The 26922-nt window shown below is 41.9% G+C and carries 31 protein-coding genes; 9 read left to right on the top strand and 22 right to left on the bottom strand.

Annotated features, from left to right (window positions below):
- Nucleotides 1-83 precede the first annotated feature (83 nt).
- The 17 genes from AAA071_RS06680 to AAA071_RS06600 all read right to left on the bottom strand — a co-directional run bounded on the left by AAA071_RS06680 (nucleotide 84) and on the right by AAA071_RS06600 (nucleotide 15911).
- Nucleotides 84-1916 carry a carbon starvation CstA family protein gene (locus AAA071_RS06680; RefSeq protein WP_302132094.1) on the bottom strand — a complete coding sequence of 611 codons (1833 nt, stop codon included), beginning with the start codon at nucleotides 1914-1916 and terminating at the stop codon, nucleotides 84-86.
- A gap of 276 nt (nucleotides 1917-2192) precedes the next feature.
- A complete protein-coding gene (gene hisH / locus AAA071_RS06675) occupies nucleotides 2193-2819 on the bottom strand; it encodes an imidazole glycerol phosphate synthase subunit HisH (protein WP_302132093.1) in 627 nt (208 codons plus the stop codon).
- Nucleotides 2820-2897: 78 nt separating this feature from the next.
- A complete protein-coding gene (gene hisC, locus AAA071_RS06670) occupies nucleotides 2898-3974 on the bottom strand; it encodes a histidinol-phosphate transaminase (protein ID WP_302132091.1) in 1077 nt (358 codons plus the stop codon).
- Nucleotides 3975-4092: 118 nt separating this feature from the next.
- A complete protein-coding gene (gene hisE / locus AAA071_RS06665; RefSeq protein WP_155086470.1) occupies nucleotides 4093-4419 on the bottom strand; it encodes a phosphoribosyl-ATP diphosphatase in 327 nt (108 codons plus the stop codon).
- An 82-nt stretch (nucleotides 4420-4501) separates the two neighbouring features.
- Nucleotides 4502-4816: a phosphoribosyl-AMP cyclohydrolase gene (gene hisI, locus AAA071_RS06660; protein WP_302132088.1), complete on the bottom strand. Its 315-nt coding sequence runs from the start codon at nucleotides 4814-4816 to the stop codon at nucleotides 4502-4504.
- 170 nt (nucleotides 4817-4986) lie between these two features.
- Entirely contained in the window at nucleotides 4987-5745 is a 759-nt protein-coding gene (hisF, locus tag AAA071_RS06655) for an imidazole glycerol phosphate synthase subunit HisF (RefSeq protein WP_302132086.1), read from the bottom strand.
- Between the two features lie 84 nt (nucleotides 5746-5829).
- Nucleotides 5830-6552, bottom strand: coding sequence for a 1-(5-phosphoribosyl)-5-[(5-phosphoribosylamino)methylideneamino]imidazole-4-carboxamide isomerase (gene hisA / locus AAA071_RS06650; protein ID WP_302132084.1), 723 nt, complete (start codon nucleotides 6550-6552; stop codon nucleotides 5830-5832).
- A 26-nt stretch (nucleotides 6553-6578) separates the two neighbouring features.
- Nucleotides 6579-7169, bottom strand: coding sequence for an imidazoleglycerol-phosphate dehydratase HisB (gene hisB, locus AAA071_RS06645; RefSeq protein ID WP_287533377.1), 591 nt, complete (start codon nucleotides 7167-7169; stop codon nucleotides 6579-6581).
- A gap of 122 nt (nucleotides 7170-7291) precedes the next feature.
- Nucleotides 7292-8569, bottom strand: coding sequence for a histidinol dehydrogenase (gene hisD / locus AAA071_RS06640; RefSeq protein WP_287533378.1), 1278 nt, complete (start codon nucleotides 8567-8569; stop codon nucleotides 7292-7294).
- A gap of 74 nt (nucleotides 8570-8643) precedes the next feature.
- Nucleotides 8644-10245, bottom strand: coding sequence for an ATP phosphoribosyltransferase (gene hisG, locus AAA071_RS06635; protein ID WP_287510571.1), 1602 nt, complete (start codon nucleotides 10243-10245; stop codon nucleotides 8644-8646).
- Between the two features lie 243 nt (nucleotides 10246-10488).
- A complete protein-coding gene (gene hisJ, locus AAA071_RS06630; protein WP_012863724.1) occupies nucleotides 10489-11352 on the bottom strand; it encodes a histidinol-phosphatase HisJ in 864 nt (287 codons plus the stop codon).
- Between the two features lie 100 nt (nucleotides 11353-11452).
- Complete coding sequence (locus tag AAA071_RS06625; protein ID WP_123138330.1) at nucleotides 11453-11953, bottom strand: GNAT family N-acetyltransferase; 501 nt, start codon at nucleotides 11951-11953, stop codon at nucleotides 11453-11455.
- Between the two features lie 137 nt (nucleotides 11954-12090).
- Complete coding sequence (locus AAA071_RS06620; protein ID WP_195213545.1) at nucleotides 12091-12762, bottom strand: energy-coupling factor transporter transmembrane component T family protein; 672 nt, start codon at nucleotides 12760-12762, stop codon at nucleotides 12091-12093.
- 9 nt (nucleotides 12763-12771) lie between these two features.
- A complete protein-coding gene (locus AAA071_RS06615) occupies nucleotides 12772-13584 on the bottom strand; it encodes an energy-coupling factor ABC transporter ATP-binding protein (protein ID WP_195394545.1) in 813 nt (270 codons plus the stop codon).
- Nucleotides 13577-15202 carry a tryptophan transporter gene (locus tag AAA071_RS06610; protein WP_004694221.1) on the bottom strand — a complete coding sequence of 542 codons (1626 nt, stop codon included), beginning with the start codon at nucleotides 15200-15202 and terminating at the stop codon, nucleotides 13577-13579. The genes AAA071_RS06615 and AAA071_RS06610 overlap by 8 nt, the downstream gene beginning before the upstream one ends.
- Before the next feature lie 140 nt (nucleotides 15203-15342).
- Complete coding sequence (locus AAA071_RS06605) at nucleotides 15343-15663, bottom strand: type II toxin-antitoxin system RelE/ParE family toxin (protein ID WP_123138326.1); 321 nt, start codon at nucleotides 15661-15663, stop codon at nucleotides 15343-15345.
- A gap of 2 nt (nucleotides 15664-15665) precedes the next feature.
- Nucleotides 15666-15911 (bottom strand): type II toxin-antitoxin system prevent-host-death family antitoxin, encoded by a 246-nt coding sequence (locus AAA071_RS06600; RefSeq protein ID WP_004694224.1) that lies wholly within the window; start codon nucleotides 15909-15911, stop codon nucleotides 15666-15668.
- Between the two features lie 215 nt (nucleotides 15912-16126).
- Between AAA071_RS06600 and AAA071_RS06595 the strand changes: the two genes are divergently transcribed.
- From AAA071_RS06595 to rbsB, 9 genes are all read left to right on the top strand, one after another.
- Nucleotides 16127-16648 carry a cysteine hydrolase family protein gene (locus AAA071_RS06595; protein WP_004697951.1) on the top strand — a complete coding sequence of 174 codons (522 nt, stop codon included), beginning with the start codon at nucleotides 16127-16129 and terminating at the stop codon, nucleotides 16646-16648.
- Between the two features lie 108 nt (nucleotides 16649-16756).
- Complete coding sequence (locus AAA071_RS06590) at nucleotides 16757-17413, top strand: NAD(P)H-binding protein (protein WP_004694229.1); 657 nt, start codon at nucleotides 16757-16759, stop codon at nucleotides 17411-17413.
- A 237-nt stretch (nucleotides 17414-17650) separates the two neighbouring features.
- Nucleotides 17651-17932 (top strand): type II toxin-antitoxin system Phd/YefM family antitoxin, encoded by a 282-nt coding sequence (locus AAA071_RS06585; RefSeq protein ID WP_004694230.1) that lies wholly within the window; start codon nucleotides 17651-17653, stop codon nucleotides 17930-17932.
- 4 nt (nucleotides 17933-17936) lie between these two features.
- Nucleotides 17937-18263 carry a type II toxin-antitoxin system RelE/ParE family toxin gene (locus tag AAA071_RS06580; RefSeq protein WP_302132069.1) on the top strand — a complete coding sequence of 109 codons (327 nt, stop codon included), beginning with the start codon at nucleotides 17937-17939 and terminating at the stop codon, nucleotides 18261-18263.
- 340 nt (nucleotides 18264-18603) lie between these two features.
- Nucleotides 18604-19494 (top strand): ribokinase, encoded by an 891-nt coding sequence (rbsK, locus tag AAA071_RS06575; RefSeq protein WP_302132066.1) that lies wholly within the window; start codon nucleotides 18604-18606, stop codon nucleotides 19492-19494.
- 188 nt (nucleotides 19495-19682) lie between these two features.
- Nucleotides 19683-20096 carry a D-ribose pyranase gene (gene rbsD / locus AAA071_RS06570; RefSeq protein WP_302132065.1) on the top strand — a complete coding sequence of 138 codons (414 nt, stop codon included), beginning with the start codon at nucleotides 19683-19685 and terminating at the stop codon, nucleotides 20094-20096.
- 44 nt (nucleotides 20097-20140) lie between these two features.
- The gene (locus AAA071_RS06565) at nucleotides 20141-21622 is read left to right on the top strand and encodes a sugar ABC transporter ATP-binding protein (protein WP_302132062.1); all 1482 of its coding nucleotides are present in this window, start codon (nucleotides 20141-20143) and stop codon (nucleotides 21620-21622) included.
- A complete protein-coding gene (locus AAA071_RS06560) occupies nucleotides 21622-22557 on the top strand; it encodes an ABC transporter permease (protein ID WP_287517747.1) in 936 nt (311 codons plus the stop codon). Before AAA071_RS06565 ends, AAA071_RS06560 begins: the two co-directional genes overlap by 1 nt.
- A gap of 9 nt (nucleotides 22558-22566) precedes the next feature.
- Nucleotides 22567-23469, top strand: a complete 903-nt coding sequence (gene rbsB, locus AAA071_RS06555; protein WP_101928634.1) for a ribose ABC transporter substrate-binding protein RbsB — start codon at nucleotides 22567-22569, stop codon at nucleotides 23467-23469.
- 55 nt (nucleotides 23470-23524) lie between these two features.
- Here the strand turns inward: rbsB and AAA071_RS06550 are convergent, their stop codons facing one another.
- From AAA071_RS06550 to AAA071_RS06530, 5 genes are all read right to left on the bottom strand, one after another.
- The gene (locus AAA071_RS06550) at nucleotides 23525-23923 is read right to left on the bottom strand and encodes a hypothetical protein (protein ID WP_278605106.1); all 399 of its coding nucleotides are present in this window, start codon (nucleotides 23921-23923) and stop codon (nucleotides 23525-23527) included.
- 133 nt (nucleotides 23924-24056) lie between these two features.
- On the bottom strand, nucleotides 24057-24539 hold the full coding sequence (locus AAA071_RS06545; protein WP_278605107.1) for a GNAT family N-acetyltransferase: 483 nt from the start codon (nucleotides 24537-24539) through the stop codon (nucleotides 24057-24059).
- A gap of 129 nt (nucleotides 24540-24668) precedes the next feature.
- A complete protein-coding gene (locus AAA071_RS06540) occupies nucleotides 24669-25442 on the bottom strand; it encodes an amino acid ABC transporter ATP-binding protein (RefSeq protein ID WP_004694249.1) in 774 nt (257 codons plus the stop codon).
- Nucleotides 25439-26155 carry an amino acid ABC transporter permease gene (locus tag AAA071_RS06535; RefSeq protein WP_004694252.1) on the bottom strand — a complete coding sequence of 239 codons (717 nt, stop codon included), beginning with the start codon at nucleotides 26153-26155 and terminating at the stop codon, nucleotides 25439-25441. Before AAA071_RS06535 ends, AAA071_RS06540 begins: the two co-directional genes overlap by 4 nt.
- Nucleotides 26156-26161: 6 nt before the next feature.
- On the bottom strand, nucleotides 26162-26878 hold the full coding sequence (locus tag AAA071_RS06530) for an amino acid ABC transporter permease (RefSeq protein WP_004697693.1): 717 nt from the start codon (nucleotides 26876-26878) through the stop codon (nucleotides 26162-26164).
- Between the last annotated feature and the right edge of the window lie 44 nt (nucleotides 26879-26922).

The following is a 26922-nucleotide window of genomic DNA, read 5'->3' as shown; positions in this document are numbered from 1 at the left end:
TATTTTATAAAAAAGCAGAAAATTTATAGATTAAAAGTGCACTCACAAATGTAAGTGCACTTTATATATTGCAATAATCAATATTATGCTTTTACTTCTTTACCGTATTTTACAAGGCTTTCAGCTTCAACTTCTTCTTGTGTCCGATAATCTTGAGGAATATTGGACAAGCGAATCCAGCTGCGAACCGCTTCAACTAATACGATAAGAATCATGAGGAACATAGCCGCACTAAATGCTACTAAAATCCATTTACCAGCAGGGATATAGCTGTTAAATACATTTTCAAAATCTGCTGCAATAGCAACGATAGCCATTAGGATACATGGAATACCTGTAACCCATGCATAGCGTTTGCGGCCAAGTCGCATAATAACGGTAGTACCTACAGCCAATGTCATAGTACCTAATAATTGGTTAGATACGCCGAATAGTGGCCAGATAATACCGATGTTACCTTGTAGAACTAAGTATCCCCATAAGATACAAATCAAAGCTGCACAACCATATACGCCAGGAGTCCAATGTTGGTCGTTGAATTTAGGATGGAAATGACCTAATAATTCTTGAAGTAAGTAACGACCTACACGAGTACCAGCATCGATCAAAGTCATGATGAACAAGGCTTCGAACATGATACAGAAGTGATACCAGTACCCCATTAAGTGATCCATGTTAGGCAATCTGGAAAAGATATGAGCCATACCTACTGCTAAGGATACGGCGCCACCAGGACGGTGCATCAAGTCTTCCCCAACCATTGCAGACAATGCTGGCAATTCATGCACTTGAAGGCCTAACGCTTTGAAGGATTCAACTGTGGAGTTAATTGCAAAGTAATCGTCTGGATGCAATGCAGTAGCTGCGATCAACGCCATCATAGCGATGAAGCCTTCTGTTAACATCGCACCATAACCGATAGGTAAAATTTCTCGTTCATTAGTAAGCATTTTAGGTGTTGTACCTGTAGCAATAACAGTATGGAAGCCAGATAACGCACCACATGCGATAGTAATGAAGATGTAAGGGAATACGGAACCTTTCAATACAGGACCGCCGCCATAGATATAAGGAGTAATAGCCGGCATCTGAATTTCAGGCATTACGATGATAATACCAAGTGCCAATGCGCCGATTGTACCGATTTTAAGGTATGTAGACAAATAGTCACGAGGAGCAAGTAACAACCATACTGGTAATGCAGCTGCAAAGAAACCATACACAGCAAGCATAATTTCAATGGTTTGCAAGTCGTATGTGAACCAAGATGCATATTCGCTAGCCGCTATATTTGGACCATAGACGATAGCTGCGAAGATTAAGGCTACACCAATAATAGTCGCCTCTTGGATTTTACCAGGACGCAACCATTTCAAATAAATACCAATAAAAATAGCGATTGGAATGGTAGCAAATACGGAGAAGAATCCCCAAGGAGAGTTATGCAATGCGTTAGCTACTACTACGGCCATACCAGCGAGGGTAATGATCAATAGGAATAAGGTAGCAAGCATAGCACCGAAACCAGCTAGTTTACTGATTTCTTCGCGAGCAATATCCGCAATCGATTTACCATCATAACGAACAGAAGCAAACAAGATAACCATATCATGCACAGCACCGGCTAATACGGAGCCAATGAGAATCCATAAGGCACCAGGTAAATAGCCGAACTGGGCTGCGATAACAGGACCTACAAGTGGGCCTGCACCAGCAATTGCTGCAAAGTGATGACCAAAGGTTACCCATTTGTTGGTTGGCACGTAATCGTGACCATCATTGTGAACCATAGCTGGCGTTGGGCGATATTGATCCAATGTCAGTACCTTAGCCGCTATAAAAGCCCCATAAAAGCGGTACGCTAAAATTAGAATACACGCGGAGGCAATAACTAAGTAAATACCATTCATAACCATATAAACACCTCCAATAATCACGTGACATGGAGTATATGAATATTACTGATAAAACTTATGTATCCATGCCACAATGGCTTCCTAAAATGTTAGTACTTACAACATTATTGTATAACTAATCAACAAGGTGTCAATTATTAATTTCTCATTTTGAAAGTTAAGTATAACTATAAAGCATAATAACGGCATTCTCTACCTATGAGATGCCGTTATTATCCTAGATATATTGGTTACTGAATGACTTATTCCTATCTGTAATGAAAGATAGCTATATCCCTATTCTCCTGCTGTTCTATAAGTTTTTGTAATAGTCCCAAATGTACGTAACAAATTTAGACCTACGACACCGCTTTTTTCAGGATGGAATTGCATTCCATATACTCTACCTCGTTCTACAATGCCAGGTACATCGATACCATAATTTGCAGTAGATATGATATATTCAGGATCTGTATCCACATAATAGGAATGAACGAAATATGTATATTGATCATCTACATTGCTAAAAGCACTATGAGGCTGGTGTACTACATTTTTATTCCAACCCATATGAGGCACGCTAAGGCCAAGGTTGCGAGGAATTTCTTTTACCTTACCGGGAATAAGGCCTAAACCGGGCGTTGGGCCGTATTCTTCAGATTCTTCAAATAAAAGTTGCATGCCTAAACAAATACCTAATAAAGGTATATCCCGTTTTACTACCTCATGAATGACATCAACTAAACCATGCTCTTTTAGAACTGCCATCGCCGGCGCATATGCGCCTACACCTGGCAAGAGAACGCCATCAGCATTTAGTATGGTCTCAGGATCTGCCGTTAGCACTGCCTCAAGACCAATATAAGCTAAGGCTTTCTGGACATTGAAGGTATTCCCTGCATCATAATCTATAATGGCAATCATAATAAACTCCAGTCTATAGGGTAAAACACGATAAGATAAAGTAAAACATATTACAAATTATACGTTATTCTGTACAAATTAATTCATGAAATCTCTTAATATCCTGCGCATAATATCCCCATCTTGAGGCATTGGAATTGTAAGGCGTAACCATCCTTCTCGTTGACCTCGGCGCACTTGGTAACCTGATTTAAGCCAAGCATCTGCAAGGCCTTCCGCATCAGGCGATGCAAAGAAAATAAAATTTGCTTCGCTTTTATAGTAGTGAATACCTAGTTCATCAAAGAGGCTTTCCCATTTTTCCCGTTCCTCTGCATTTTGAGAGACCGTTCTCGCCACAAATTCTTGATCACCGAAAGCGGCTTCTGCAGCCACTTGAGATAAGGTATTCAAATTGTACGGCAAGCGAATGGTTTGCATATAATTTGCCAATTCTAAAGGTGTCATCATGTAACCTACACGGTAATTGGCAAGGCCATAGGCTTTCGAGAAGGTACGCATGATAGCTACATTAGGGAACTCATCCAAGAGCGCACGTGCCGTAGGAACTGCTACGGAAGTGACAAAATCGATATAAGCCTCGTCTACGATGACTAAGGTTTCCTTTGGTATAGCTGCTACAAATTTGCGGATATCTTCAACAGACTCATAGGTACCCGTTGGATTATTAGGATTACAGATCCACACGACGCGTGTCGTTTCATCTATAGCTTTCACGAGAGCAGAAAAATCATACTGCCCCGTTTCAAAATCAGCTGGCACCTCGCGAATCTCAGCGCCTTCCACGAGGCCATTCAAGGCATATTCCGAAAAGGCTGGCACGCTTACTACGATAGAGTCACCAGCGGTAATCAATGTTTTATTGACCATGGCGATCACCTCATCTAGACCTACGCCGATGACGAGTTGCTCAGGTTGCACCTGCCAGTAATTCGCTAATTTCATGCGCAAATCGGTAGCATTACCATCCGGATAGTAGTTGGCATCATTATGTGTTACATAACTAAGGATAGCCTCCCGTACCAATGGCGATGTGCCGTATGGATTTTCATTTGCCGACAAGCGCACCAATCTGTCGATACCAAGGCGCTCTTTCACCGCTTCAGCCGGCTCCTCAGGTATATAAGGTTTCAATGTGCGAATTATCTCTTTCATAGGCTATCCTTTCTATCTATTCCTTAACGCATATAACGCATATAACTCATATAACACATAAAAAACACATATGAACTCCACCAGAGCTCATATGTCTGAGCTCATAATAGGATATACATTATAAATTTGTAATTTCTGGGCGCTCCGTAGTCTTGCTAACGACCCCTTCGCGGCTCGCTAGCTCAGCTTCAATGGCTTCGTATGGAATATTTTTCTCTACTAATAACACAAGCAAGTGATATAACACATCTGCCGTCTCGTAAATCAGCTCTTGAGGATCATCATTTTTTGCGGCGATTACTACCTCTGTAGCCTCTTCACCAACTTTTTTCAAGATTTTATCAAGTCCTTTGTCGAATAAATAATTCGTATAAGAACCTTCCTTTGGCTGTGCCTTGCGATTTTTAATAATTTCGTATAATTCGTTCAGTGTTTGCTGTGCCATAATTTACTCCGTTATACCTCTTATAATATGCATTCTATTATACTTCTCTTATTCATTGCCATTGTGCTTATCTTATCGAATACTATGACTCTACTTCATTAAAGAAACAGCTTGTACGCCCGGTATGACAGGCAGGACCTTCAGGCTTAACTTGAATGAGCAAGGTGTCGCCATCACAATCTAGGGCCATACTCACCACATGTTGCACATTGCCGCTGGTGCTACCCTTATGCCATAACTCCTCACGAGATCGAGACCAAAACCACGTTTCCTTTGTTTCTAGTGTCTTGTGAAAGCTTTCTTCGTTCATCCACGCCACCATGAGGACATTTTTAGTCTCCGCATCCTGCACAACCGTCGGCAACAAGCCATTTCCTTTTTCAAAATCCGGTTTCATATTCTATCCTTTATTAAAAGTAATCACCAATCTGTTATCCTATATTAGCTTGTATCTCTATCTATTGCTATTTCTATTTTCTATTTATCTATAAACAAACTATTTAACTAACTCTGAACATATAGACTAGTAAAGAACTTGCGAGAGATAATAATTTTTTTAAATCTGTTTTAGCGTACCGTAATTCCGTGAGCTCGTAGTTCTTGTTTAAGTTCAGGAATTTTAACTTCTCCGAAGTGGAATATAGATGCCGCCAGTGCACCGGTAACGCTAGTTTGCTTAAAGAGATCTACAAAATCCTCAACCTTACCTGCCCCTCCAGAGGCGATAATAGGTACATTTACGACGGACTCTAGAGCCTTATATAGTTCAATATCAAAGCCGGATTTTGTGCCATCTTTGTCCATACTTGTCACTAGCAACTCCCCTGCTCCACGAACTACGGCCTCTTTAGCCCAGTCGAGAGCTTTCCACTCTGTACGCTTACGACCGCCATGAGTGTAAGCATACCATTCACCAGTTTCTTCATCGGTTTTCACGTCGATGGCTACAACCATACATTGATTGCCAAACTTTTGAGCTCCTTCTGTGATGAGCTCAGGGTTAGCGAGAGCCGCGGAGTTCAAAGATACCTTGTCCGCACCAGCTTTCAACAAAGCTGTCATATCTTCAACACTCTTGATGCCGCCACCCACGGTGAGTGGCATAAATACTTGTGTGGAGATTTCTTGTACCACATCGCGCATAGTAGTCCGCGCATCAACGGTGGCCGTAATGTCTAAAAATACGAGCTCATCAGCTTGTTGCTGCTCATAGGAGGCCGCAATATCTACTGGACTGCCTACGTCTACGAGATTAACAAAGTTAACCCCTTTTTTTACCCGCCCATCATCTACATCAAGACAAGGGATAATCCGTTTCGCTAACATAAAGCTCCTTTCCATCGAGTGTCACTCAATATATTCCATTGGTTGAGGTCAATAATTAATTTGAGAGCATCACAGTCATTTCTATTATTTCTGCTGATTGTACTCGGTGATTTCCTCTAGTGTAATCGTGCCCTCGTACAGAGCCTTACCCACGATACTATCCTTAACACCTTTTTGTTCAAGGGATTTAATATCTGCCAAATTGCGAACGCCCCCAGAGGCAACGATGCGTGCTGTAGGAAATTCTTTTTGCAAATTACCAAGTAACTCTTCATTGGCACCCTGCATCGTACCGTCTCGGTCTACATCGGTAACGATGAAATACTTTGCCCCACCTTCAACCATGGCACCGATTAAATCGGTCATCGGCACGTCGGATTGGTCGAGCCAACCTTCAGCGGCAACCTTGCCATTTTTTCCATCTACACCGATAACGATGCGCTCCGCACCGTATTCCGCGATAACCTGCTTTGTAAGTTCCGGATTTTTAAGCGCTACAGAGCCTAAGATAACGCGGTCTACGCCCAAGCCTAAATAGAGGTCAACCGCCTCTTTATCTCGGATGCCGCCTCCAATTTCCAGAATACCTGTAAAAGCTGCACGCACTGCTTTTACAATATCTACATTTACAGGCTTGCCCGCCTTGGCACCATCTAAATCGACAAGGTGTAAGGCCCCCACCTTAGTTGCTTCATATTGTTTTGCTTGATTTACTGGATCAGGATTGATGACCGTTTCCTGTGCGAAGTCACCTTTATAGAGACGAACACTTCGACCATCTTGTAAATCTATAGCTGGAAAAATCATAGGTTCTCCTTTATTAAATGACTATATTAAATAACGCCCTTTGTAGAATTTACGCCTTGAATATCTGGGTTAATAGTAACTGCTTTGCGCAACGCACGGCCCGTTGCCTTAAACATACTTTCAATAATGTGATGTGTATTGCGACCATATAAATTGCGCACATGCAAATTCATAGCAGCGCTCATCGCAAGAGCTTGGAAGAAGTCCTCCACTAGCTCTGTTTCAAAGTTGCCACCTAAAACCGGCGTACTCCATTCCCCTTGGAATACGAGGTATGGACGACCGCTCAAATCGATTACAACTTGTGTCAATGCTTCATCCATAGGAACCCACGCATCGCCATAGCGCTCGATACCAGCCTTGTCTCCAAGAGCTTTCACTAAGGCCTGACCTAATGCAAGTCCAACGTCCTCAACCGTATGATGAGCATCCACATATGTATCGCCCTTTGCCTCTACCACAAGGCCAAAACGGCCGTGCTTCGCCAATAGCGTCAACATGTGGTCAAAAAAGCCTATTCCGGTCGAGATGGAGCTCGTTTGCACCCCATCAAGGGTAATTTCTACTGTAATATCTGTTTCTTGAGTGGTGCGTTGCACCGTGCCTGTGCGTATCATAGCGACCTCTATACTTCAAATCTATTTTTATAATCTATATTTCTAATCTATATTTTCACTGTATATTTTAAATACACATATAAATATAGATGCCAAATCTATTTTCTAATATTTTTTATAATCTATTTTTCAAATCGTACTTCGATGGCACGAGCATGCGCTTCGAGACCTTCCGTACGAGCCAATGTAGTAATGTGTTTTGCCACTTCTTCTAAACGTTCTTTTGTAAATTGTGTAAAAGACGTACGTTTCACAAAGTCATATACGCCTAACGGAGACGAGAATCGCGCCGTACCACTAGTAGGCAATACGTGGTTTGTACCACCTACATAATCGCCCAACGGCTCAGACGCATAAGCACCGAGGAATACGGAGCCTGCATTTTGAACGAGGCTCATGTAATTCATTGGATCTGGCAATTGGATTTCCAAATGCTCTGGAGCCACTTCATTCATCACCGTGAACATGTCTTCAATGCTATCCATAATGGCAATATAACTGTTGTTTTCAATGGCTGGACGAGCGATGCTTTCACGAGGTAACAATTTAAGTTGACGTTCCACCTCATCGGATACGGCATTTGCTAAACTTTCACTAGTAGTCACCATAATGGCGCGCGCACGAGGGTCATGTTCCGCTTGGGATAAGAGATCTGCTGCGAGATGAACTGAATTTGCGCTCTCATCGGCGATAATACCAATTTCACTTGGGCCCGCAATCATGTCGATATCGACTTGGCCAAAGACTTGACGTTTTGCCGTTGCCACGTAAATATTGCCAGGACCTACGATTTTATCTACCTTTGGAATCATTTCCGTACCATAAGCAAGGGCCGCCACACCTTGGGCACCGCCCACTTGATATACCGCATCAACGCCGGCAAGCTTTGCGGCACCTAATACAGCAGGATTAATACCATCCTTTTGAGGTGGCGTAACCATGACGATTTCTTTTACCCCTGCGATCTTTGCGGGCAAAGCAGTCATGATAATGGTTGAAGGATACGCAGCCGTACCTCCAGGAACGTAGAGGCCAACGCGAGCCAAGGGAATGACCTTTTGACCGCGGATAATGCCTGGCGTGTCCATGTCCACAAAACCTTGCTCGATTTCACGGCTGTGGAATTCTGTAATGTTTGCCTTTGCCTTTAATAATGCGGCTTTCAAATCATCAGATAAAGACTCATAAGCTGCGTCGATTTCCTCTTGAGGCACCTTGAAATCTTCAATGGAAACGCCGTCAAATTTTTCAGAATACGCTTTGAGCGCCGCATCACCGTTAGTGCGGACATCAGCAATGATATCGTACACCCGACGCTCAATCTCCATATCTGTGGTTTGCTGTGTGTAATTCCGTACGATGGCAAGCATCGCCTCTAATGATTCCTTATATATTTTCATCTGTCGTCCTTCTTCCTACTTGAGCTATCCGTATTGCTAGTTAAATATATGAAATATATGATTCACTCTGCATCTTATTTATTAATTGCTTCTGAAAGCTGATCTATGAGCTTAAAAATGGTATTTCTCTTTTGTTTTAATGCTAATGGATTTGCTACTAAGCGTGTAGATATGGGCTGTAGCCAATCGAAGATTTCTAAGTTATTTTCACGCAAAGTGGTACCCGTTTCCGTAATATCTACGATAGCATCTGCTAGTCCTACAAGTGGGGCTAGCTCAACGGAGCCTTCAATTTTGATGATTTCCACGTCTTGAGCTCCAAAGTACTGTTTCGTAACGGTTGGATATTTTGTACCAATTCGTTGACGGCGACCTTCTTTAGGATCATAACCCGCTAAGGATGCCAAGATAAATTGGCATTTACCCGTTTGTAAATCTAGCATTTCATAGCTTGTATCGTCTTGTTCATCGAGCACATCGCTACCGACGATGCCAAGATCAACCACGCCATTTTTCAAATACGTCGTTACATCTGGCCCCTTTGCAAGGATGACCTCCATAGAATCACCTAAAGAGATAATGAGCTTGCGCGCCTTATTATGTAATGGCTCGCAGTCAATACCACATGCTTCTAGGAGTGGAATAAAATCCTTTTCTACGCGCCCCTTCGTAAGAGCGATGCGCAATGTATCGTTATCTTGAGCTTTGCTTTCACCCTGCAAGGTAACATCAGTCAAGACGTCGATATTAAAAGCCATCCCTACTGCCGGCATCGGCGTACCATCAAAGCTAGATAGCAAGCCATCATAGCGACCGCCACTGACGATGTATTGAGACACGCCATCCACATAGCCTCTAAACGTTAGGCCTGTGTAATAGGATTGAAGCGGTTCCGTAGATACATCGATGCGAACCTGTTGCCCCGTTGCTTCCACTTGATTTGCCATATCTACGAGATTATCTAAAATGCGCTGCGCCGCTGCAGGCAAGATAATTTGATTAAGCTCATCCTTAATATCTTGAACCGTACCAAACAAGCGAGGCCATACATTTAAGAAAGGATATAGCGCACTATTTTTAAAGTCAGAAATCAACTCGTTATATCGTGGCAAGAATTTAGTAAATAACGCCTCTAAGAGCTCTGCCTTTTCATCATCGCTAAGTCCAAGAGCATCGGTAATAGCACGAGAGAACCGAGCATCCCCAATCTCAAGCAATAAACTATTGCCCAACTGAGCTTCGTTTACCTCTTTAATAATCTTGAAGCACTCTTGCTCAGCCTCAAGCCCTTCATAGCCCACCATTTCAATGCCACCTTGCGTCACTTGGTTAACATCGCCACGATGCTTTTTATTTTTCATAAACACATCGCCCAAGTAGTAGAACGTGCGAGGCAATTCAATATTTGTAGTCGCCAAGAAACGACCGATAGGCATTGTCAAATCAGGACGAATTACGACGGACACTTCAGAACTATCCATGAATTCATACATATGTTGACCGCGTCCCATTGCATAGCCATTGAATACATCTTTGTACTCTACAAGAGGCGTAGAGATCTTTGTGTATTGACGATTTCGACAAAGACCGAGCACATATTGACTCACATCATCCTTGCGCTCTGCTACGATCCCTATATCATCGCGGAAACCAGTAGGTAATTGCTGCTGTACCATCGTAAACATCCTTTCTATCAATTGATTCATATCATTTCTCACACCTGTGAAAGCCATATACCTTTGCTATTATTCTAGTTATGTGGTTATTCAATACACCATGAGAAAAAATTTACCTATATCGATACTTTTCTATTTTATCGCTTTACTTTATTAAAGTATGAAATTATAATATAACGGTTCTATAGAATTGTCAATAGAACCGTTAATATTTCATGTATTTACTATAATAATGATTTTATGCTAGCCCCAAACGTTTTCTATATCTGCCACGCTATGTGCATCAGATCCCAATACAAATGGCACACCAATGATAGCCGCCATGCCTTGAATGAAGCGGCTTGGATACATTTCACGGCAGTCTGGTTTAAAGAAGCCGCTCATGTTGTAGTCTAGCTCGCGACCTTGGACGCGCATAATATGCAAAATATCGCTCACCACCTGCGCATTGCGACGATCTAAATGACGTTCAAAGCCAAAGTGATGTTGGTATTTCTTGATTAAATCAAAGTGGCCTATACGTTTAGGTGTATATTCACCGAGGTCAGCACGCACGGCTTGGCGCACGGTGGAGTAATATTTGTAATATAACTCATATTGTTTTTCGATCCACGGCCCAAAACCTTTTTCGAATTCTTCAGGACTGTAGTCTAAGCAGTAAAAGGCATTATTAACGCCTTCCATAAAGTGAACGGATAAAATATTATCATCCGTCAACGGACCATAACGATCCAAGAACTCTTGAATATCTGATTCAAAGCCTGGAATATAATCGACTTCAAAACCGAGAGAAATATCGATATGTGTGCCATACGCACGTTGTAATTGACGGCCTAGCTCTAAGTAGGTATCAACTTCATTTAATTTCAAAGACGCTGTGTCATAGGCCTTTTTATCGCCACCGTATTCTGCAGCAAAAGCTGTTGGCAATGGTGCATGTTCTGTAAGGCATACCTTTTCAATACGCAACTCGATAGCCTTTTCTATCATCATCGCAGTTCGGTCCCCACTACCATGTGGACACAACTCCGTATGCACATGACCGTCCACGAGACGGCTACGATACTTACTATATCCAACGAACTGCCGTTCATCTTTCATGTTCATTCAATCACCCCTATTCGCCCTAACCCCTGGCGAATCCTTATCTATAATCTATACATCATTGGTATAACGTATTAATTTATATATTTTACTATACTAATTATTATACCAATAATGCGTATGTTTCGGTATCCTGATATTTACCATGTTTGAATCCAACTTGAGGCGTTAGACCACAATAGGTAAAGCCAAATCGCGCGTGTAACTTGGTGCTGCCTTCATTGCCAGCCGTAATAACGGATACCACATTGTGCAATAACGGATCATTTTTTGCTATTTCTAAAATATGAGCCATCAGTTGTGTAGCAACCCCTCTACCGCGATAATCTTGATGGATATAGATAGATAATTCGACGGTACTTTTATAGGCCTCTTTAGGTCGATATGGTGAAAGCGATGCATAGCCTGCTACAATCCCATCAATGGTACCTACCACAATAGGATGGTGCTCATCGCTATGAGCCTCATACCACTCCTGCCACTCTGACAACGTGCGAGGTTCAAGATCAAGCGTGGCTACGCCGTTTACAACCTCATAATTATAAATATCTAAACAAGAGGCTATATCATTCCTTGTAATTGGTCGTATTACTAATTCACTCATAAGTATTCCTCAAAACTGTAGGTATCCTAAAAAATATTATTTCTATTTAACATAATATATAAAAATAGCCCACATACGCAAGAAAAAGGACGAGCTACAACTCGTCCTTTTAATTATATTATTTGATCAGTAAAAAACTAAGCTGCAATAACAAATAAAATAATCGTTACTACCACAAGGCCTGCAATCACAGTATAATCGATTCTTTTCAATCCTACGGATGCAGCAAAGCTGTGTGTGGGGCCACCAAAGCCCCGTAGTTCCAAGGATAACGCCATTGTTTCGGAACGGCCCAAGGATTTTAACAGCAATGGTTGAATAACAGATGCATAGGATTTGATACGCTTAATGAAGTTGCCTTCTAGAGATAAGCCACGGCAAGCTTGCGCCTCTTGTACAGCATGGCTTTCAGCAATGAAGTCAGGCACAAAGCGAAGTGCGGCAGTGAACATAAATGCATATTCGTAAGGAATTTTACATTGTGTTACGAGCGCTGCCGTAAGATCTTGCAATTTTGTAGTTGCCAACAGGCCTATAAAGACAAGTGTCATAGCCAACATTCGTAAGCCGGATACGATGGCAGAGGTTACATCGCCGCTGCCAAGGAATTGGATGAGTCCAAGAAATACAGCGAAGCTAGTTAATGCCAACACGGCTTTGCGTTGTTTGAATAACAAACCTGCCAAAAACAGTACACCGAGTTCTACTACGACTAATGCCAATAGCGATGCCCAGTCACGCAATAGGATGGCCCACACGGATACAGCAAGGGTCATCAAGATTTTTGTTAACGGTACTAAACGTTCCATATGTCCCTCCTATTTTCCGCTCAACTGAGCCACTAACTTAGATTTCAATTCATCCATAGATTTGCAATAACCTAAGGATGGTACCGCTAATGAAAGTTCCACACTTGGCGGCTTCGTAAGGCCTAGCTCTTGCAATTCATCCGTAGATTTTTTGAATAATTCTTCTGGACTGCCGTCAAAGGCAACGGTTTGGTTGCCCATGATGATAGCACGGCTACATTCGCTAGCCATGATTTCCATATCATGGGTAATAAGAAGGATTGTGATACCTTCTGAATTAAGCTGACGCAATAATGCTAATAGCTCTTTAGTTTCCTTACCATCTTGACCACTGGTTGGTTCATCAAGGATGAGGATTTTAGATTGCATAGCCAACGCAGAAGCAATGGCAACGCGTTGCTTTTCACCGCGGCGCAATGTTGGAGGATAGGCTTCACGCAAATGGCCGATGCCTGTGCGCTCCAATACTTCATCAACAATACGCTTCACTTCGGCTTTACTGCGCCCCAAGGACTCAGGTCCGAAGGCAACCTCTGTGGCTACGGTAGGTCTGAACATTTGGCGATCTGGCTGTTGGAATACATAGCCGATAAATTGACCCCGTTTAGACGGCGGCATGGACGTAATATCTCTGCCGTTATAATACATGTGGCCTTCCCTAGCCTTTTCGAGGCCGACAAGCAATCGCGTAATAGTCGTTTTGCCGCAACCATTACGACCACCGATAGCGATATATTCGCCCCCTTCGATGGTGAAAGTCACGTTTTGGAAAATATCTACGGATGGCACATAGCCAAAGCGGATGTTTTCAACCTTAAGCATGATCGCCACCGTCCTTTCCTGGTACATCATCAACGCGTTGAACTGGTTGTCTATTTTCTACTATATTAGATTGATCATCAAGATTATCTACTATATTTCTTTGATTAGCTGGAGAGTTGCTTTTACCATGCACCTCGGTTTGAATCGCATGAGCCATTTCAATTTGGTGCAAACCCTTGATAGCAGACTCGATGCTGAGCCAAGGTTCATCACTGTGGAAGCCGGCTTGTTCCAATTCCATATACGTAGTAAACACGGATGGCAATGCATCGACGTGAATGTTGTGCTCGTACATGTAACGAAGCGTAGTCGGTACATCGTCATCACAGGCGATAGAGCCATCTACCATGAGAGCCATGCGGTTAGCGTACGGCAATACGGCATGCAAATCATGGTCGATAACGACAACGGTGATACCGTGTTTTTGGTTCAAATCGCCTACGAGGCGATATAATTCTGCGGTCCCATCTGGATCGAGAGAGCTTGTCGGTTCATCAAGAACAAGTACGGTTGGATTCGTAGCCAATACAGAAGCGATAGCCAAACGTTGGCGTTGACCACCAGATAAACTTGTAATCTTGCGATCTTCTAAGCCTACGAGGCCAACTTGCTTAAACACCTCTTCAGAACGAGCTTTAATAGTTTCACGGTCATAACCGCGGTTTTCCATAGCAAAGGCCACTTCTTCACGAACAGTCATCGTTACGAGCTGTGTATCGTAGTCGGCTAGAACTACACCGATATGGTTCGCTAGTTCTGGGATTTCCATTTGCGTAGTCGCATGACCATCTACGAAGACCATGCCTTCTAGCCGTCCACCATAGAATTTAGGCACCGCCCCTACCATCGCCATACAAAGGGTGCTTTTACCACAACCTGCAGGGCCTGTAACAACGAGGAAATCACCTTCATTTACATCGAGATTGATATTTTCAAGGGATGGTGTAGTCGCCTTTGGATGATAGTAATTTACGTGCTCAATGGATATTTTAGCTTGGCGCTCAGGCAAAATAGTCAAGCGACTATGATCAGATGTCAATTGATCTGCATTTGGCAACATGCCACGTTTAGAGAATAAACGTTGTGCCGGAATATACAAGATTGGTGTAATGGCACCATTCAAGGCCCCTACAATGAGTACCAATGGCCACATGCCGTACATGTACACATTATTTGGCAACCCAAGCACTTGCCACAAAATGGTAACAAAGATACCACCAGATACAACAGTTGCTAAAAAGCCAGACACGACAGGGGTTAAATCAAAACCACCAATTTTACGGAACTTCATGGACAACATAGCGCGCGTTACGAGAGCCGCCGTCAAAGCACCACCTGGCTCAGACAACAAATTGCCGTAAGGGAACGCTGATTTAGACGTCAATACATTGATGAGGGCCGCCACGAGTCCAATCCCCAAGGTTTGACTCAAACTAGGACGAGTCAATAAAATAGCTACGCAGTACGTAGCAATCGTCCAGTTCGGCGTTACCCCAGCCACACTAGGGCTCACCAAATGCAAAATCGTGCCCAATGCGAGCATCAATGTGCTGACAGTAACCCATCTAAACTGGCCACCCTGCACATGCGTGTACACAAGATCTTGAATCCGTTCCATAATAGCCTCATTTCTATAAAAATATATATGGATTTATTTTATCATTCTTCGAGAATTTGTGAAAGCCTAGAGGCTATCAAGGGACTTCAAGTAAAGTCCATAAAAAAAGCACCATCTATTAATGATAGTGCTTTTAAGAACTAATGTACTTCATCTAATAATATTCTAAGATAATTACGTCTACTGTTTAATATTCTATCAATATAGATAGTCCGATCTAAATAACGGTAAAAACTTAAATAATTATGACAAAGTAAATATCTGTATTCAATTTTACTTCCTAGATTAATCAATAATCGCTGCCCCATTTCTAGAAATATACTCAACGAATCATTCGCAGTTACTATATCCAAAACGGTTTTCTTAGCTAACTCAATATCACCGGTTTCTTCTTCTATAAAAGATTTTATTTCTAGCAAATCTTCTCGTGCTTTTGGTGCATAGCTAATTTGATTATTCATAATTAAATCCCCAATTCAGTCTTTAGTTGCTCTGATGAAATCCAGCCTTGTTCTTCACCAGATTTACGACCTGTCTCTAAAGCGCCCATAAGTTTTATCGTAGCCATTAGACGTTCATAATCTTGAATATCCATAATTGCATATCGGCCTCTACCATTTTTAGTTAAGAATACGGGACTATCTATAGTAACATCACGTAAAACTTCAGAATAGTTTCGTAAATCTGAAATAGGTTTTATATTCGGCATACTATCACCTCCAGAATACTTTAGTGATATACTACTCATTTTTCTAATATCTTATCACTATTGTAGTTAAATTATCGCGTAAATTCAACATTAAATTTTACAGCATCCTTCAAAATTACTATCAACATCTATGATACTTATATCTTCCTTTTCTTGTTATATACATATGATATAATGCGCATAGATACTTATTTACGAATAAAAAAGGAAATATCATGGCACAAGCATTAATCGTAATCGATATACAAGAAGGCTTAGTTAAGGAAAACCCTTACAATGCCAAAAACTTTATCTCAAATACAAAAGCAATCATTCAACATTTTAGAGATCAAAATATAGAAGTCATTTTTATCAGACATTCTGAAGATGAAGGCTTATTAGCAACGGGTAGTGATAATTGGCAAGTCTATCACGAATTAAAACCGCAAGAAAACGAAAAGATTTTCAATAAATATTACAATAGTATCTTCAAGGACACTGAATTAAAGGAATATTTAAACCGAAAAAATATTACCGATTTAACATTCGTAGGAATGCAGGTGGAATTTTGCATTGATACATCTGTGAAAGTAGGCTTTGAGTATGGTTATAATATCACCATCGTCGAAGATGCTATCTCAACCTTTGACAATGAGTATCTACCAGCCGGTACAATCTTATCCTTTTACAAAGAAAAGATTTGGCGGAATCGATTTGCACAGCTAAAAACAACAAATGAAATGTTAAGCATCAATTAAATTACGAAAATAATACAAAGATTTTTATAATTTTTTCTCACGTATTTGTCATATATGTATGTTAAAATTTCATTAAATATTTATGCCCGAACATAGGAGGTCTTTTTTATGTATAAGTATATTACGATTTTAGGAGCTGCGGGCCAAATAGCTCAAAAGTTGACTGCTACACTATTAACATATACAGATATGCACATTACATTATATGGTCGTCAGTTGAAAACACGTATACCTCCAGAGATTATCGACCATGAACGTGTTACAGTGATTGAAGGTTCGTTCCAAAATCCTGGTAAATTAGAACAAGCTGTAACAAATGCGGAGGTTGTATTTGTAGGTGCTATGGAGTCTGGCAGTGATATGGCGTCCATCGTGAAAGCATTGAGCCGCAAAAATATACGCCGTGTTATCGGTGTGTCCATGGCTGGACTTTCTGGTGAATTCCCTGTAGCACTTGAAAAATGGACCTTCGACAACTTGCCGATTAGCTATGTTCAAGGTGAGCGCCAAGCACGCAATGTATTGCGCGAATCCAATTTAAATTACACTATCTTGCGCCTCACATGGCTTTACAATGATCCAGAAAAAACCGATTACGAACTCATCCCTGAAGGGGCTCAATTCAACGATGCCCAAGTTTCACGCGAAGCAGTGGTAAAAGCCATCTTTGATATCTTACACGCTGCGGATGAAACGCCTTTCCACCGCACAAGCATCGGTGTAGGTGAACCAGGTACACACTATGACAAACCAAGCTTTCACTAATATATAAATAAATATTTTGTAAAAAAGAGAAAATACTATATACCAATACAAGACTATCTTCAATACGCTTGAAGATAGTCTTTTTATATATCATTTTATGATTAAAGTATCTAGTTAACCTCATTTGAATTAAATATCTCATATATATATTTGTATACTGCAATTATATCGTTTAAATGATATAATTACAGTATAAGAATGATGAACAAATGCTTTTAAAACTATAAGGAGATAACTATGGGAATATTACGCGAAACAATTCGTCCATCCTCTGATTTACGAAATAAGTATCCTGAAATTTCTAAAACCTTACAACTTAAAGATGAGGCTGCCATTATTACTGTAAATGGTCGTGGAGATACCGTAAGTCTCGGCTATAATACATATAATATGTTAAAGTCAAAAATAGAATTATTATCCTCTCTTGTAGAAGGACAAAACGATATCATTCAAGGTCGCACCACTACACTTGATGAAGCTTTCAACAGTATCGATAAAATGCTAGATCAAATGGGGTAACTCTATGAAGCCCCAACCCTACACAATCATTCCTACTGAAAAGTTCAATAAAGAGCTACATCAACAAATACTTTATATAGCTATGCAGTTTTCAAAAGAAACAGCTATACAAGTAAAAGAAAATATTCAAAATTCAATTTCAAATCTTATGAACCATCCATATATGGGGACTACACCTAAAATTAGAGCACTTAATGACAGTGACTTTCGAATGTTGATTTTAGAAAAGCTTATTATTTTCTACACAGTTGTAGAGGAAACTAGAACTATTTATTTAATCTCTATACTTGATCAACGACAGGATTATGTAAATATACTAAACGGATTATAACATTTGAACTAAACCAGTGCTTCTTTAAAAATTAAATACCCTTCAAAGTGGTATATCCTAAATCTAATCGGTACATTTTTACTCATGTAACATAGATTTTGGGTATACCTTTTTTATTCCTACATTTTATAGATATTTATATAGATAAACTCACGTATTTACGCTATACTAATAAATGATTAATATACACTTATAGGTATGTGAAAGCAAATGCCTCTTAGATTATCAGTTATATTTATATATACATTTCGTTGTATAAAATACGCAAGATTCTATGTATAAAAATAAATGATAGTTATTTTTAGTCCCAGTTAGGGCAGAGGCTTATTAAGGAGTTATTATGAATCGCATTGTTGTTATTGGCAGTTGCAACATGGATATTGTAGTCCTCGCGGATAAACGCCCTACTGCAGGCGAAACAATTATGGGCAACGAATTGCACATCGCTCACGGTGGCAAGGGCGCAAACCAAGCGGTGGCTGCGGCTCGTCTAGGTGCAGAGGTCACCATGGTCGGCTGTATCGGTGAAGATACATACGGCCAAATGATTTTAGATAATTTAAAAGAAAATTTCATCAATACAGATTACATCGTTACGGTACCGAACACTACAACCGGTACAGCACACATTACATTAGCTGAAGGCGATAATAGCATCATCGTGATTGCAGGTGCTAATGCTAAGATAGACCAGTCCGTAGTAGATAACGCTTGGTCTGCTATCGAGCAAGCCGATCTCGTAATGGTGCAAAACGAGATTCCTATTCCAACTATTGAATACATCGTTCGTCGTTGTCACAAGGCGAATGTGAAAGTCCTCTTAAATCCTGCTCCTGCAACCGACCTCGATTCGGAATGGTTAAAATTAGCAACCTATATTACGCCAAACGAACATGAGCTATCTGCGCTCTACCCTAACCAATCTACAGAGGAGACCTTACTAGCTAACGAAAACAAAATCATCGTTACCCTTGGTAGCAAGGGCGTAGGATATGCGGACAACGGTGAAATCCACATCGTACCTGGCTTCAAGGTTGAGCCCGTAGATACAACAGGCGCTGGCGATACTTTTAACGGCGCCTTTGCAACGGCTATTGTTAATGGTAAAAGCTTAGCCGATGCTCTACACTACGGCAATGCAGCAGCTGCCCTCTCCATCCAACGCTTGGGGGCTCAAGGTGGCATGCCAACAAAAGACGAGGTCGCTGCATTCTTAGCAGAACACGTATAGATTGAACCGGTCTTTCAAAGCTCCACTGGCCGGGTCTGCCTTCGCAGGGCCAAAGTCGCTTTGAAAGGCCTATTCAATCCAAACTATACGTTCTTCAAGCAATGAATGCATCTGTCCTCCATATAACAAAGGGAGTTAATGACTAAGGCATTAAAGCCTTATTCATCGGAATACATAAGGAGTTATTTATGCAACGACACGGTATTTTAAATAGCCATATTGCTAAGGTTTTGGCAGATCTTGGTCACACAGATACAATTTGTATCTCTGATTGTGGCTTACCGGTACCTGAAGGGGTTCAAAAAATTGATTTAGCCTTGGATTTTGGTGTACCCAGCTTTGAGCAAGTAGTATCCATCATCGCTAAGCATATGAAATCCGAAGCGATTCATGTGGCAACAGAAATTAAAGAAAACAATCCTAAGGCTTATGACTTCTTGGAGTCTACCTTCCCATCCGAGCAATACGAATGGATTGAAACGAGCCACGATGCTTTCAAAGAAGCCACGAAACAATGCAAGTGCATCATTCGAACTGGTGAAGCATCTCCGTATGCCAATATCATCTTACGTGCCGATTGTATTTTCAGCGATCGTCCGTAGAATAATAGATTAGAGATACTTTCACCAGTCATATAGGAGTAGTTATGGAAATTGTTATGTCAGGCATTGCAAAGGCATTTGGTACGAATCAAGTGTTGCGCGATGTAAGTATTACCCTCAAGGAGGGCGAGGTTCACGCCTTGATGGGCGAAAATGGGGCCGGCAAGTCCACCCTCATGAATATCCTCACCGGTATTCACAAGGCAGATGCTGGTACGATTACCATCGACGGCGTAGAGCGAACCTTCCCGAACCCGAGAGAGGCCGAGCTAAACGGTGTGGCCTTCATCCACCAAGAGCTTAACATTTGGCCAAATCTAACATTGTTAGAAAATCTATATTTAATGAGACCAAAGCGCAACAAATTTGGTATGCTCGACAAAAAGGCGATGCTCACTGAGGCTGAAAACACATGCCGCGAACTAGGCATCGAATTGCCACTCACAACAGAAGCAGGCCTTTGCTCCGTTGGTCACCAACAAATGACGGAAATTCTTCGTATCTTGATGTTAGATGCAAAGGTTGTCATCATGGACGAACCGACAGCAGCCCTCACAGAGCGTGAAACGGCGACATTGTTCAACATGATGCACAAAATGAAAGCACGCGGCGTTGCTATCGTATATATCTCTCATCGTATGGAAGAGGTATTTAGCGAATGTGACACAATTACGGTTATGCGTGATGGTCACACAATTATCACTAAACCAACATCTGATATTTCCGTAGACGAAGTGGTACGTCACATGGTAGGCCGTTCCATCGACGAGTTCTACCCTGCTCGCACTACAACACCGGGCGACGTGGTTATGAGCGTGGACAACCTCAAACCTGAAGGTTTCGACAACGATATTTCCTTCTCCTTGCGTAAAGGGGAAATTCTCGGCGTAGCAGGTCTCATGGGCGCTGGCCGTACAGAAATTATGCGCGCCATTTTCGGTGTAGATAAACACAAAGGCGGCACCGTAACAGTAAACGGCTCCGTCCTAAACTGTAAAAAACCAGAAGATGCCATCAAGGCTGGCATTGCTTTCATCACAGAAAATAGAAAGAGCGAAGGCTTGATCCTCGATTTCTCCATTGGTTCTAACATTACATTGCCGAATCTTGGCGAAATTTGCCCCTCTCATGTACTAGATAAGGGCAAACTTACGTCTTTTGCTGACGAATTGTCTAAAAAACTGGGCGTTAAAACACAATCTATTCACGAACCGGCATCGTCCCTATCCGGTGGTAACCAACAAAAGGTGGTTATCGCAAAATGGGTTGGTAAAAAGCCATCCATTATCATCATGGACGAGCCTACGCGCGGTATCGATATCGGTGCGAAACGTGATATTTATGATTTAATGAACGAATTAACGAACGATGGTGTGTCCATTATCATGGTGTCCTCTGAGTTGCCGGAAGTACTCGGCATGAGTGACCGCGTCATGGTCATTCATGAAGGTCGCGTAGCAGGTATCTTGGATCGCAGCGACGCAACACCGGAATCGATTATGACATTAGCCACAGGAGGACAATAATGGACAGCAAAGCTCTGCAATATGTAAAAAAATTAGGCCCCCTCATCGGCCTCATCCTATTATTTATCATTATCTCTGTCATGAACGACAGTTTCCTTGAATTCTCTAACTTGCGTAACTTGTTGCGCCAAGTATCCATCAATGCGATTATCGCCTTCGGTATGACCTTCGTCATCTTAACTGGCGGTATCGACTTATCCGTTGGTTCCATCCTCGCCCTCTCCAGTGCAGTGATGGCAAACCTCATTGTAACTGGTACTGACCCTGTATTGGCTATCTTCTTAGCTGCAGGTGCGGGCCTCGTATTGGGCGGTATTAACGGTCTCGTTATCACCTATGGCCGCGTAGCTCCATTTATCGCTACCTTGGCGACCATGACCATCTACCGTGGTGCGACATTGGTATTCACAGACGGTAACCCAATCTCCGGCCTTACGCAAGACCCTCTATTCCATGGCTTTGGCCAAGGGGATATTGCAGGCCTTCCAGTTCCAGCTATCACAATGTTCCTAGCTTTCATCATCCTCTGGTTCGTATTGAGCCGCACATCCTTAGGCCGCAAAACATACGCCGTAGGTGGTAGTGAAAAGGTAAGTTACATTGCTGGTATCAAGATTGACCGCGTTAAAATCTTCGTGTATGCCTTAACAGGTATGCTCTGTGGTATCGCCGGTGCAATCATCACCTCTCGTCTTAACTCTGCACAACCTACAGCAGGTGCAGGCTACGAACTTGATGCTATTGCAGCCGTAGTTCTTGGCGGCACAAGCCTTGCTGGTGGTCGTGGTCATATCGTTGGCACATTAATTGGTGCCTTAATTATCGGTACCCTCAACAACGGGTTAAATATTCTCGACGTTTCCAGTTTCTATCAACAAGTTGTAAAAGGTATTGTCATTTTATTGGCGGTTCTTGCAGACCGCAAGAAAGCCTAGGAGGTTCCTATGAAAAAACTATTGTTACTGTTGGCGATGGCTATCATGGTTATCGGTCTTGTAGCAGGCTGTGGTAAAAGCGCTGATAACGGCGGCGACAAAAAATCCGGCACAATCGGCTTCTCTGTTTCCACATTGAACAACCCATTCTTCGTAACTATGAAAGAAGGCGTTGAGGCTCAAGCTAAAGCGCTTGGTCTTAAAGTTAAAATCGTTGATGCTCAAAATGACCCTGCAAAACAAGCAAACGATATTTCCGACTTGCTTGAAAGCGGCGTTTCCGTATTGATTATCAACCCTGTAGACTCTGCAGCTATCTCTACTTCCGTAGAAGCAGCAAATGCTAAAAACATTCCTGTAATCACTGTTGACCGCTCTGCTGACAAAGGCAAAGTAGTAGCTCACATCGCTTCCGATAACGTTAAAGGCGGCGAAATGGCTGCACAACTTATCGCTGATAAAGTAGGCAAAGCTGCAAAAGTTGCAGAAATCGAAGGTATCCCTGGTGCTTCCGCCACACGTGAACGTGGCCAAGGTTTCCACAACGTAGCGGACAAAGACTTAACAGTAGTAGCAAAACAAAGTGCTGACTTCGACCGTACAAAAGGTTTGAACGTAGCAACAAACATTCTGCAAGCTAACCCTGACGTACAAGCTATCTTCGCTCATAACGACGAAATGGCATTGGGCGCTATCCAAGCAGCTAAATCCGCAGGCAAAACAATCTTCATCGTAGGCTTTGATGGTACTGCTGATGCAGACAAAGCTGTTAAAGACGGCACATTGGCTGCAACAATTGCTCAACAACCAGACCAAATGGGTAAAATCGCTATTGATACAGCTCAAAAAGTGATCAAAGGCGAAGCTGTAGAAGCTAAAATCCCTGTAGATCTTAAAGTTGTTACAAAATAATTGTAAATAGAAACTGGGTACAAAAAAGAGTCGCATCATTAGGATGCGACTCTTTTTATTTTGGCTCTCGTTCCAAAAATGCTTCGAAAAACTCAATAAACTTTGGCAAATATGTTTGATCTAAACTTTCAATTGTCATATTACATTTGTAATTATAAGTAGTACAGATAGTAACATCTATCGTCAAAGCACCCTTTTGATCTAACGAGAATGTTAGAGTATCCCCTTCTCCAGTTAATACATAGGTAAAGGTTGCTTTGCCTTTACAGTTCTCATACAAATTAACCAATTCTTGATAGCCTTTGCGAATTCCGGACCAGTCGCTAGGATCAATGCATCCGGAACAGATATTATAGCCTCGTTTAATATATACGCCAAACACACCAAATTCAGATAGCTCCACATCCATATCAAAGGCTATTGTTAAATTTGGTTCATTTACGATTTCATACATACTATTCACACTCCACAGACAAAAACAATTTCATTTATTATAACGTAACTATATGTAAAAATAAAATAGCGACTAGTTGATTATCTTAACTAGTCGCTATTTGTATGGTAGGACTTTAAAATTAGAGTTCTTATTACAGTGTTTTCTTAAAGAATATGGTCGTATGTACCTTTCCAGGTAGTTGTTTCCGTTTATATTCTTTAAAGCCAAAGCCTTCATACATTTTGGCAAGCCATGGGTGTTCTGCAGCAGTACCTAGTGTTACGGCTGGTGTTTTATATACGTTGCGCAATAGGTCTTCTGCTTCGGCAAGGACTTCACGAGCATAGCCCTTCCCCTTATGTTCAGGGGCCGTCACAAAGTGTGCAATGTGGGGATATACGTCTGGTGTAGCCTTTGGAATCCAAGGCATGCGGAATGAAATAGAGCATACCAAGGAGCCATCTACGTAGAGACCAAATACAGGATATTTTAAGATCCACACCCGAGATTCTTCTGGGCTAAAGTTAATAGCATCGAAGGATATAGGGTAGTTCTTATTCTCCGCATATCCTGCAATTAACACCTCGTGATATTCAGCCGCATCATCTACGGTTAATTGTCTAAATTCTTTCATATGTACCTCGTTTAAAGCGACCTAATTCTAAAAATATTAGGTCGCCATGAATTTCTATATTACTAGGATAGCACGCATTATTATGCTCTGCATTATTTATAGAGCAGTATTTTTATAGAGCAGTACTATTTATAAAGCTGCACTATCTAGTGGCTGTTCGCTATCTAGTGTAAGGTAACGGCTCAAGAATTTGCGTGTTCGTTCTTCTGTTGGATGTTCAAGGACAACCTTAGGATCCCCTTGTTCTACGATGACGCCGCCTTCCATAAATACGACTTGGTCAGCCACTTCTTTGGCAAAGCCAATTTCGTGAGTTACGATAATCATCGTAACCTTGAGCTCTTTCGCAATCTTGCGTATAACAGCTAATACTTCACCTACGAGCTCTGGATCGAGGGCTGATGTAGGTTCGTCAAAGAGGATAACCTCTGGGTCCATCGCAAGGGCACGAGCGATGCCAATACGTTGTTGTTGACCACCGGAAAGTTGTACCGGATAGTAATCATCATAGCCTTCCATGCCTACTTCCTTGAGGAAGCGTTGTGCGATTTCACGGGCTTGAGATTTCTTCATCTTCTTAACCGTTACAAGGCCTTCCATAATATTTTCAATAACGGTCTTATTAGAGAACAAGTTATAAGATTGGAACACCATGGATGTGTTACGGCGTGCGTTTAAGATTTCCTTGTTAGACGCTTTATGGAGGTCTACAGAAATATCATTTAACTGCATTGTCCCTGCATCGGCCTTTTCAAGGAAGTTAAGCGTTCTAAGGAATGTCGTCTTACCACTACCGGATGGGCCAAGGATAACCGTTACAGACCCTGTTGGCACATGTAAGTCGATGCCCTTTAAAATTTCACGGTTCCCGAAGGATTTGTGAACTTGTTTAATATCTATCATAATGCATTACCTCGTTTATACTTGCTTGCATAGATTTCTAAACGATGGAAGATAAATTCAAATACAATCCCCATCACCCAGAATAGACCGGCCACCACGATGTAGGCCTCAAAATATTGTGAATTTTCCTCTGTATATAACTTTGCAGCGCCAAATAGTTCAATAACTGTGATGACAAATACGATACTCGTACTCTTCATGGTGTTAAGGAACTGATTTGTAAATAGTGGCAACGCAAAGACTGTAGCCTGTGGCAATACGATGCGACGGAACGCTTGGAACCAAGTCATACCGATGGCCTGAGCCGCTTCCATTTGCCCTTTCGGTACCGATTGTAAGGCAGCCCGGAAGATTTCACTCAAATAGGCTCCTGTGTGCAAGGTTAAACCTACAACGGCTACAAAGGTAGCTGGCACCTTTTCAAAGGGCACATGCACCCCTGTTTGATCCTCTAGCGCGAGGAATAGAATTGGTAAACCATAGTACACGAGGTATAAGAGAACCATGTTCGGAATACTACGGCACAATAATACATATAGGTAGCTGAGCTGACTGAGCACAGGCACTTTATTTTGTTGTAGCACGCAACTTAATAACCCTAGGATTGTACCCAAACCAACGCTGAGGAAGGTAATCATGAGGGTAACTTTCACATAAGGAATGACAGCAAAGAAGGTGCCATAAATATAGGTTGAATCAATTATATGTCCCATACGCCCCTACTCCTCACTGATCAAAATGCGTTGCGTTTCCTTGCCCGCAACGGTAAAACGTTTTTCAAGCAATCGGCCCAAGAGAGACACGATGATAATTAGAATACCATAAATGATGGCCGCATCGACGAATAGCTCAAGATAGCGCTGACTATTGCCGCCCATGAGGTCCGCCTTACGCATCATATCGACAACGCCGACGTTAAAAATGAGCGCCGTCCCTTTCAACATGCCGATAACGAGGTTCGTCAACGGTGGAATGCTCATGGTGAAAGCCTGCGGCAAGATGATGCGCACATAGCTTTGGAACTCGGTCATACCAAGACTTTTAGCGGCTTCCTTCTCACCAGGAGCCACCGCATCAATACTGGAGCGCATGATTTCAGCGCTGTAAGCTGCAATGTGCAATGTAAATACGGCGTATACGAATACGAGGCCTGGCACATTTTTCATGTTAAGCCCCATGTGGGACATGATTTCTGGTACCCCAAAGTAAATAAGGAAGAGCTGTACCAAGAACGGAGTGCCCCGCATAAAGGAGATAAATACGATAAATAATTGGTTTAATACTGGTACCTTCTTGAGGCGAATGATGGCTATGATAGAGCCCAAAATAACACCTAAGATGGCAGAAATAACGGTGATAAGCACCGTTACGTGCACATAATTCAAGAGCTGTGGAAACGCTTGGATCATGTAGGACACATCAAAATACTTGCCCACAGTAACACCTCGCTTCTAGACATAATAGAATAAGGCCGCCAAGG

Source organism: Veillonella parvula, assembly GCF_040097785.1.
Taxonomy (GTDB): Bacteria; Bacillota; Negativicutes; order Veillonellales; family Veillonellaceae; genus Veillonella; species Veillonella parvula_D.
The sequence above is the reverse complement of the archived record's forward strand: the minus strand, read 5'-3'. Positions and strand labels throughout refer to the sequence as shown.

Excerpts from the sequence above, each read along its gene's own strand:
- AAA071_RS06680 (WP_302132094.1), bottom strand. The coding sequence starts at position 1,916 with ATGGTTATGAATGGTATTTACTTAGTTATTGCCTCCGCGTGTATTCTA.
- hisH (WP_302132093.1), bottom strand. The coding sequence starts at position 2,819 with ATGATTGCCATTATAGATTATGATGCAGGGAATACCTTCAATGTCCAG.
- hisC (WP_302132091.1), bottom strand. The coding sequence starts at position 3,974 with ATGAAAGAGATAATTCGCACATTGAAACCTTATATACCTGAGGAGCCG.
- hisE (WP_155086470.1), bottom strand. The coding sequence starts at position 4,419 with ATGGCACAGCAAACACTGAACGAATTATACGAAATTATTAAAAATCGC.
- hisI (WP_302132088.1), bottom strand. The coding sequence starts at position 4,816 with ATGAAACCGGATTTTGAAAAAGGAAATGGCTTGTTGCCGACGGTTGTG.
- hisF (WP_302132086.1), bottom strand. The coding sequence starts at position 5,745 with ATGTTAGCGAAACGGATTATCCCTTGTCTTGATGTAGATGATGGGCGG.
- hisA (WP_302132084.1), bottom strand. The coding sequence starts at position 6,552 with ATGATTTTTCCAGCTATAGATTTACAAGATGGTCGAAGTGTTCGTCTC.
- hisB (WP_287533377.1), bottom strand. The coding sequence starts at position 7,169 with ATGATACGCACAGGCACGGTGCAACGCACCACTCAAGAAACAGATATT.
- hisD (WP_287533378.1), bottom strand. The coding sequence starts at position 8,569 with ATGAAAATATATAAGGAATCATTAGAGGCGATGCTTGCCATCGTACGG.
- hisG (WP_287510571.1), bottom strand. The coding sequence starts at position 10,245 with ATGGTACAGCAGCAATTACCTACTGGTTTCCGCGATGATATAGGGATC.
- hisJ (WP_012863724.1), bottom strand. The coding sequence starts at position 11,352 with ATGAACATGAAAGATGAACGGCAGTTCGTTGGATATAGTAAGTATCGT.
- AAA071_RS06625 (WP_123138330.1), bottom strand. The coding sequence starts at position 11,953 with ATGAGTGAATTAGTAATACGACCAATTACAAGGAATGATATAGCCTCT.
- AAA071_RS06620 (WP_195213545.1), bottom strand. The coding sequence starts at position 12,762 with ATGGAACGTTTAGTACCGTTAACAAAAATCTTGATGACCCTTGCTGTA.
- AAA071_RS06615 (WP_195394545.1), bottom strand. The coding sequence starts at position 13,584 with ATGCTTAAGGTTGAAAACATCCGCTTTGGCTATGTGCCATCCGTAGAT.
- AAA071_RS06610 (WP_004694221.1), bottom strand. The coding sequence starts at position 15,202 with ATGGAACGGATTCAAGATCTTGTGTACACGCATGTGCAGGGTGGCCAG.
- AAA071_RS06605 (WP_123138326.1), bottom strand. The coding sequence starts at position 15,663 with ATGAATAATCAAATTAGCTATGCACCAAAAGCACGAGAAGATTTGCTA.
- AAA071_RS06600 (WP_004694224.1), bottom strand. The coding sequence starts at position 15,911 with ATGCCGAATATAAAACCTATTTCAGATTTACGAAACTATTCTGAAGTT.
- AAA071_RS06595 (WP_004697951.1), top strand. The coding sequence starts at position 16,127 with ATGGCACAAGCATTAATCGTAATCGATATACAAGAAGGCTTAGTTAAG.
- AAA071_RS06590 (WP_004694229.1), top strand. The coding sequence starts at position 16,757 with ATGTATAAGTATATTACGATTTTAGGAGCTGCGGGCCAAATAGCTCAA.
- AAA071_RS06585 (WP_004694230.1), top strand. The coding sequence starts at position 17,651 with ATGGGAATATTACGCGAAACAATTCGTCCATCCTCTGATTTACGAAAT.
- AAA071_RS06580 (WP_302132069.1), top strand. The coding sequence starts at position 17,937 with ATGAAGCCCCAACCCTACACAATCATTCCTACTGAAAAGTTCAATAAA.
- rbsK (WP_302132066.1), top strand. The coding sequence starts at position 18,604 with ATGAATCGCATTGTTGTTATTGGCAGTTGCAACATGGATATTGTAGTC.
- rbsD (WP_302132065.1), top strand. The coding sequence starts at position 19,683 with ATGCAACGACACGGTATTTTAAATAGCCATATTGCTAAGGTTTTGGCA.
- AAA071_RS06565 (WP_302132062.1), top strand. The coding sequence starts at position 20,141 with ATGGAAATTGTTATGTCAGGCATTGCAAAGGCATTTGGTACGAATCAA.
- AAA071_RS06560 (WP_287517747.1), top strand. The coding sequence starts at position 21,622 with ATGGACAGCAAAGCTCTGCAATATGTAAAAAAATTAGGCCCCCTCATC.
- rbsB (WP_101928634.1), top strand. The coding sequence starts at position 22,567 with ATGAAAAAACTATTGTTACTGTTGGCGATGGCTATCATGGTTATCGGT.
- AAA071_RS06550 (WP_278605106.1), bottom strand. The coding sequence starts at position 23,923 with ATGTATGAAATCGTAAATGAACCAAATTTAACAATAGCCTTTGATATG.
- AAA071_RS06545 (WP_278605107.1), bottom strand. The coding sequence starts at position 24,539 with ATGAAAGAATTTAGACAATTAACCGTAGATGATGCGGCTGAATATCAC.
- AAA071_RS06540 (WP_004694249.1), bottom strand. The coding sequence starts at position 25,442 with ATGATAGATATTAAACAAGTTCACAAATCCTTCGGGAACCGTGAAATT.
- AAA071_RS06535 (WP_004694252.1), bottom strand. The coding sequence starts at position 26,155 with ATGGGACATATAATTGATTCAACCTATATTTATGGCACCTTCTTTGCT.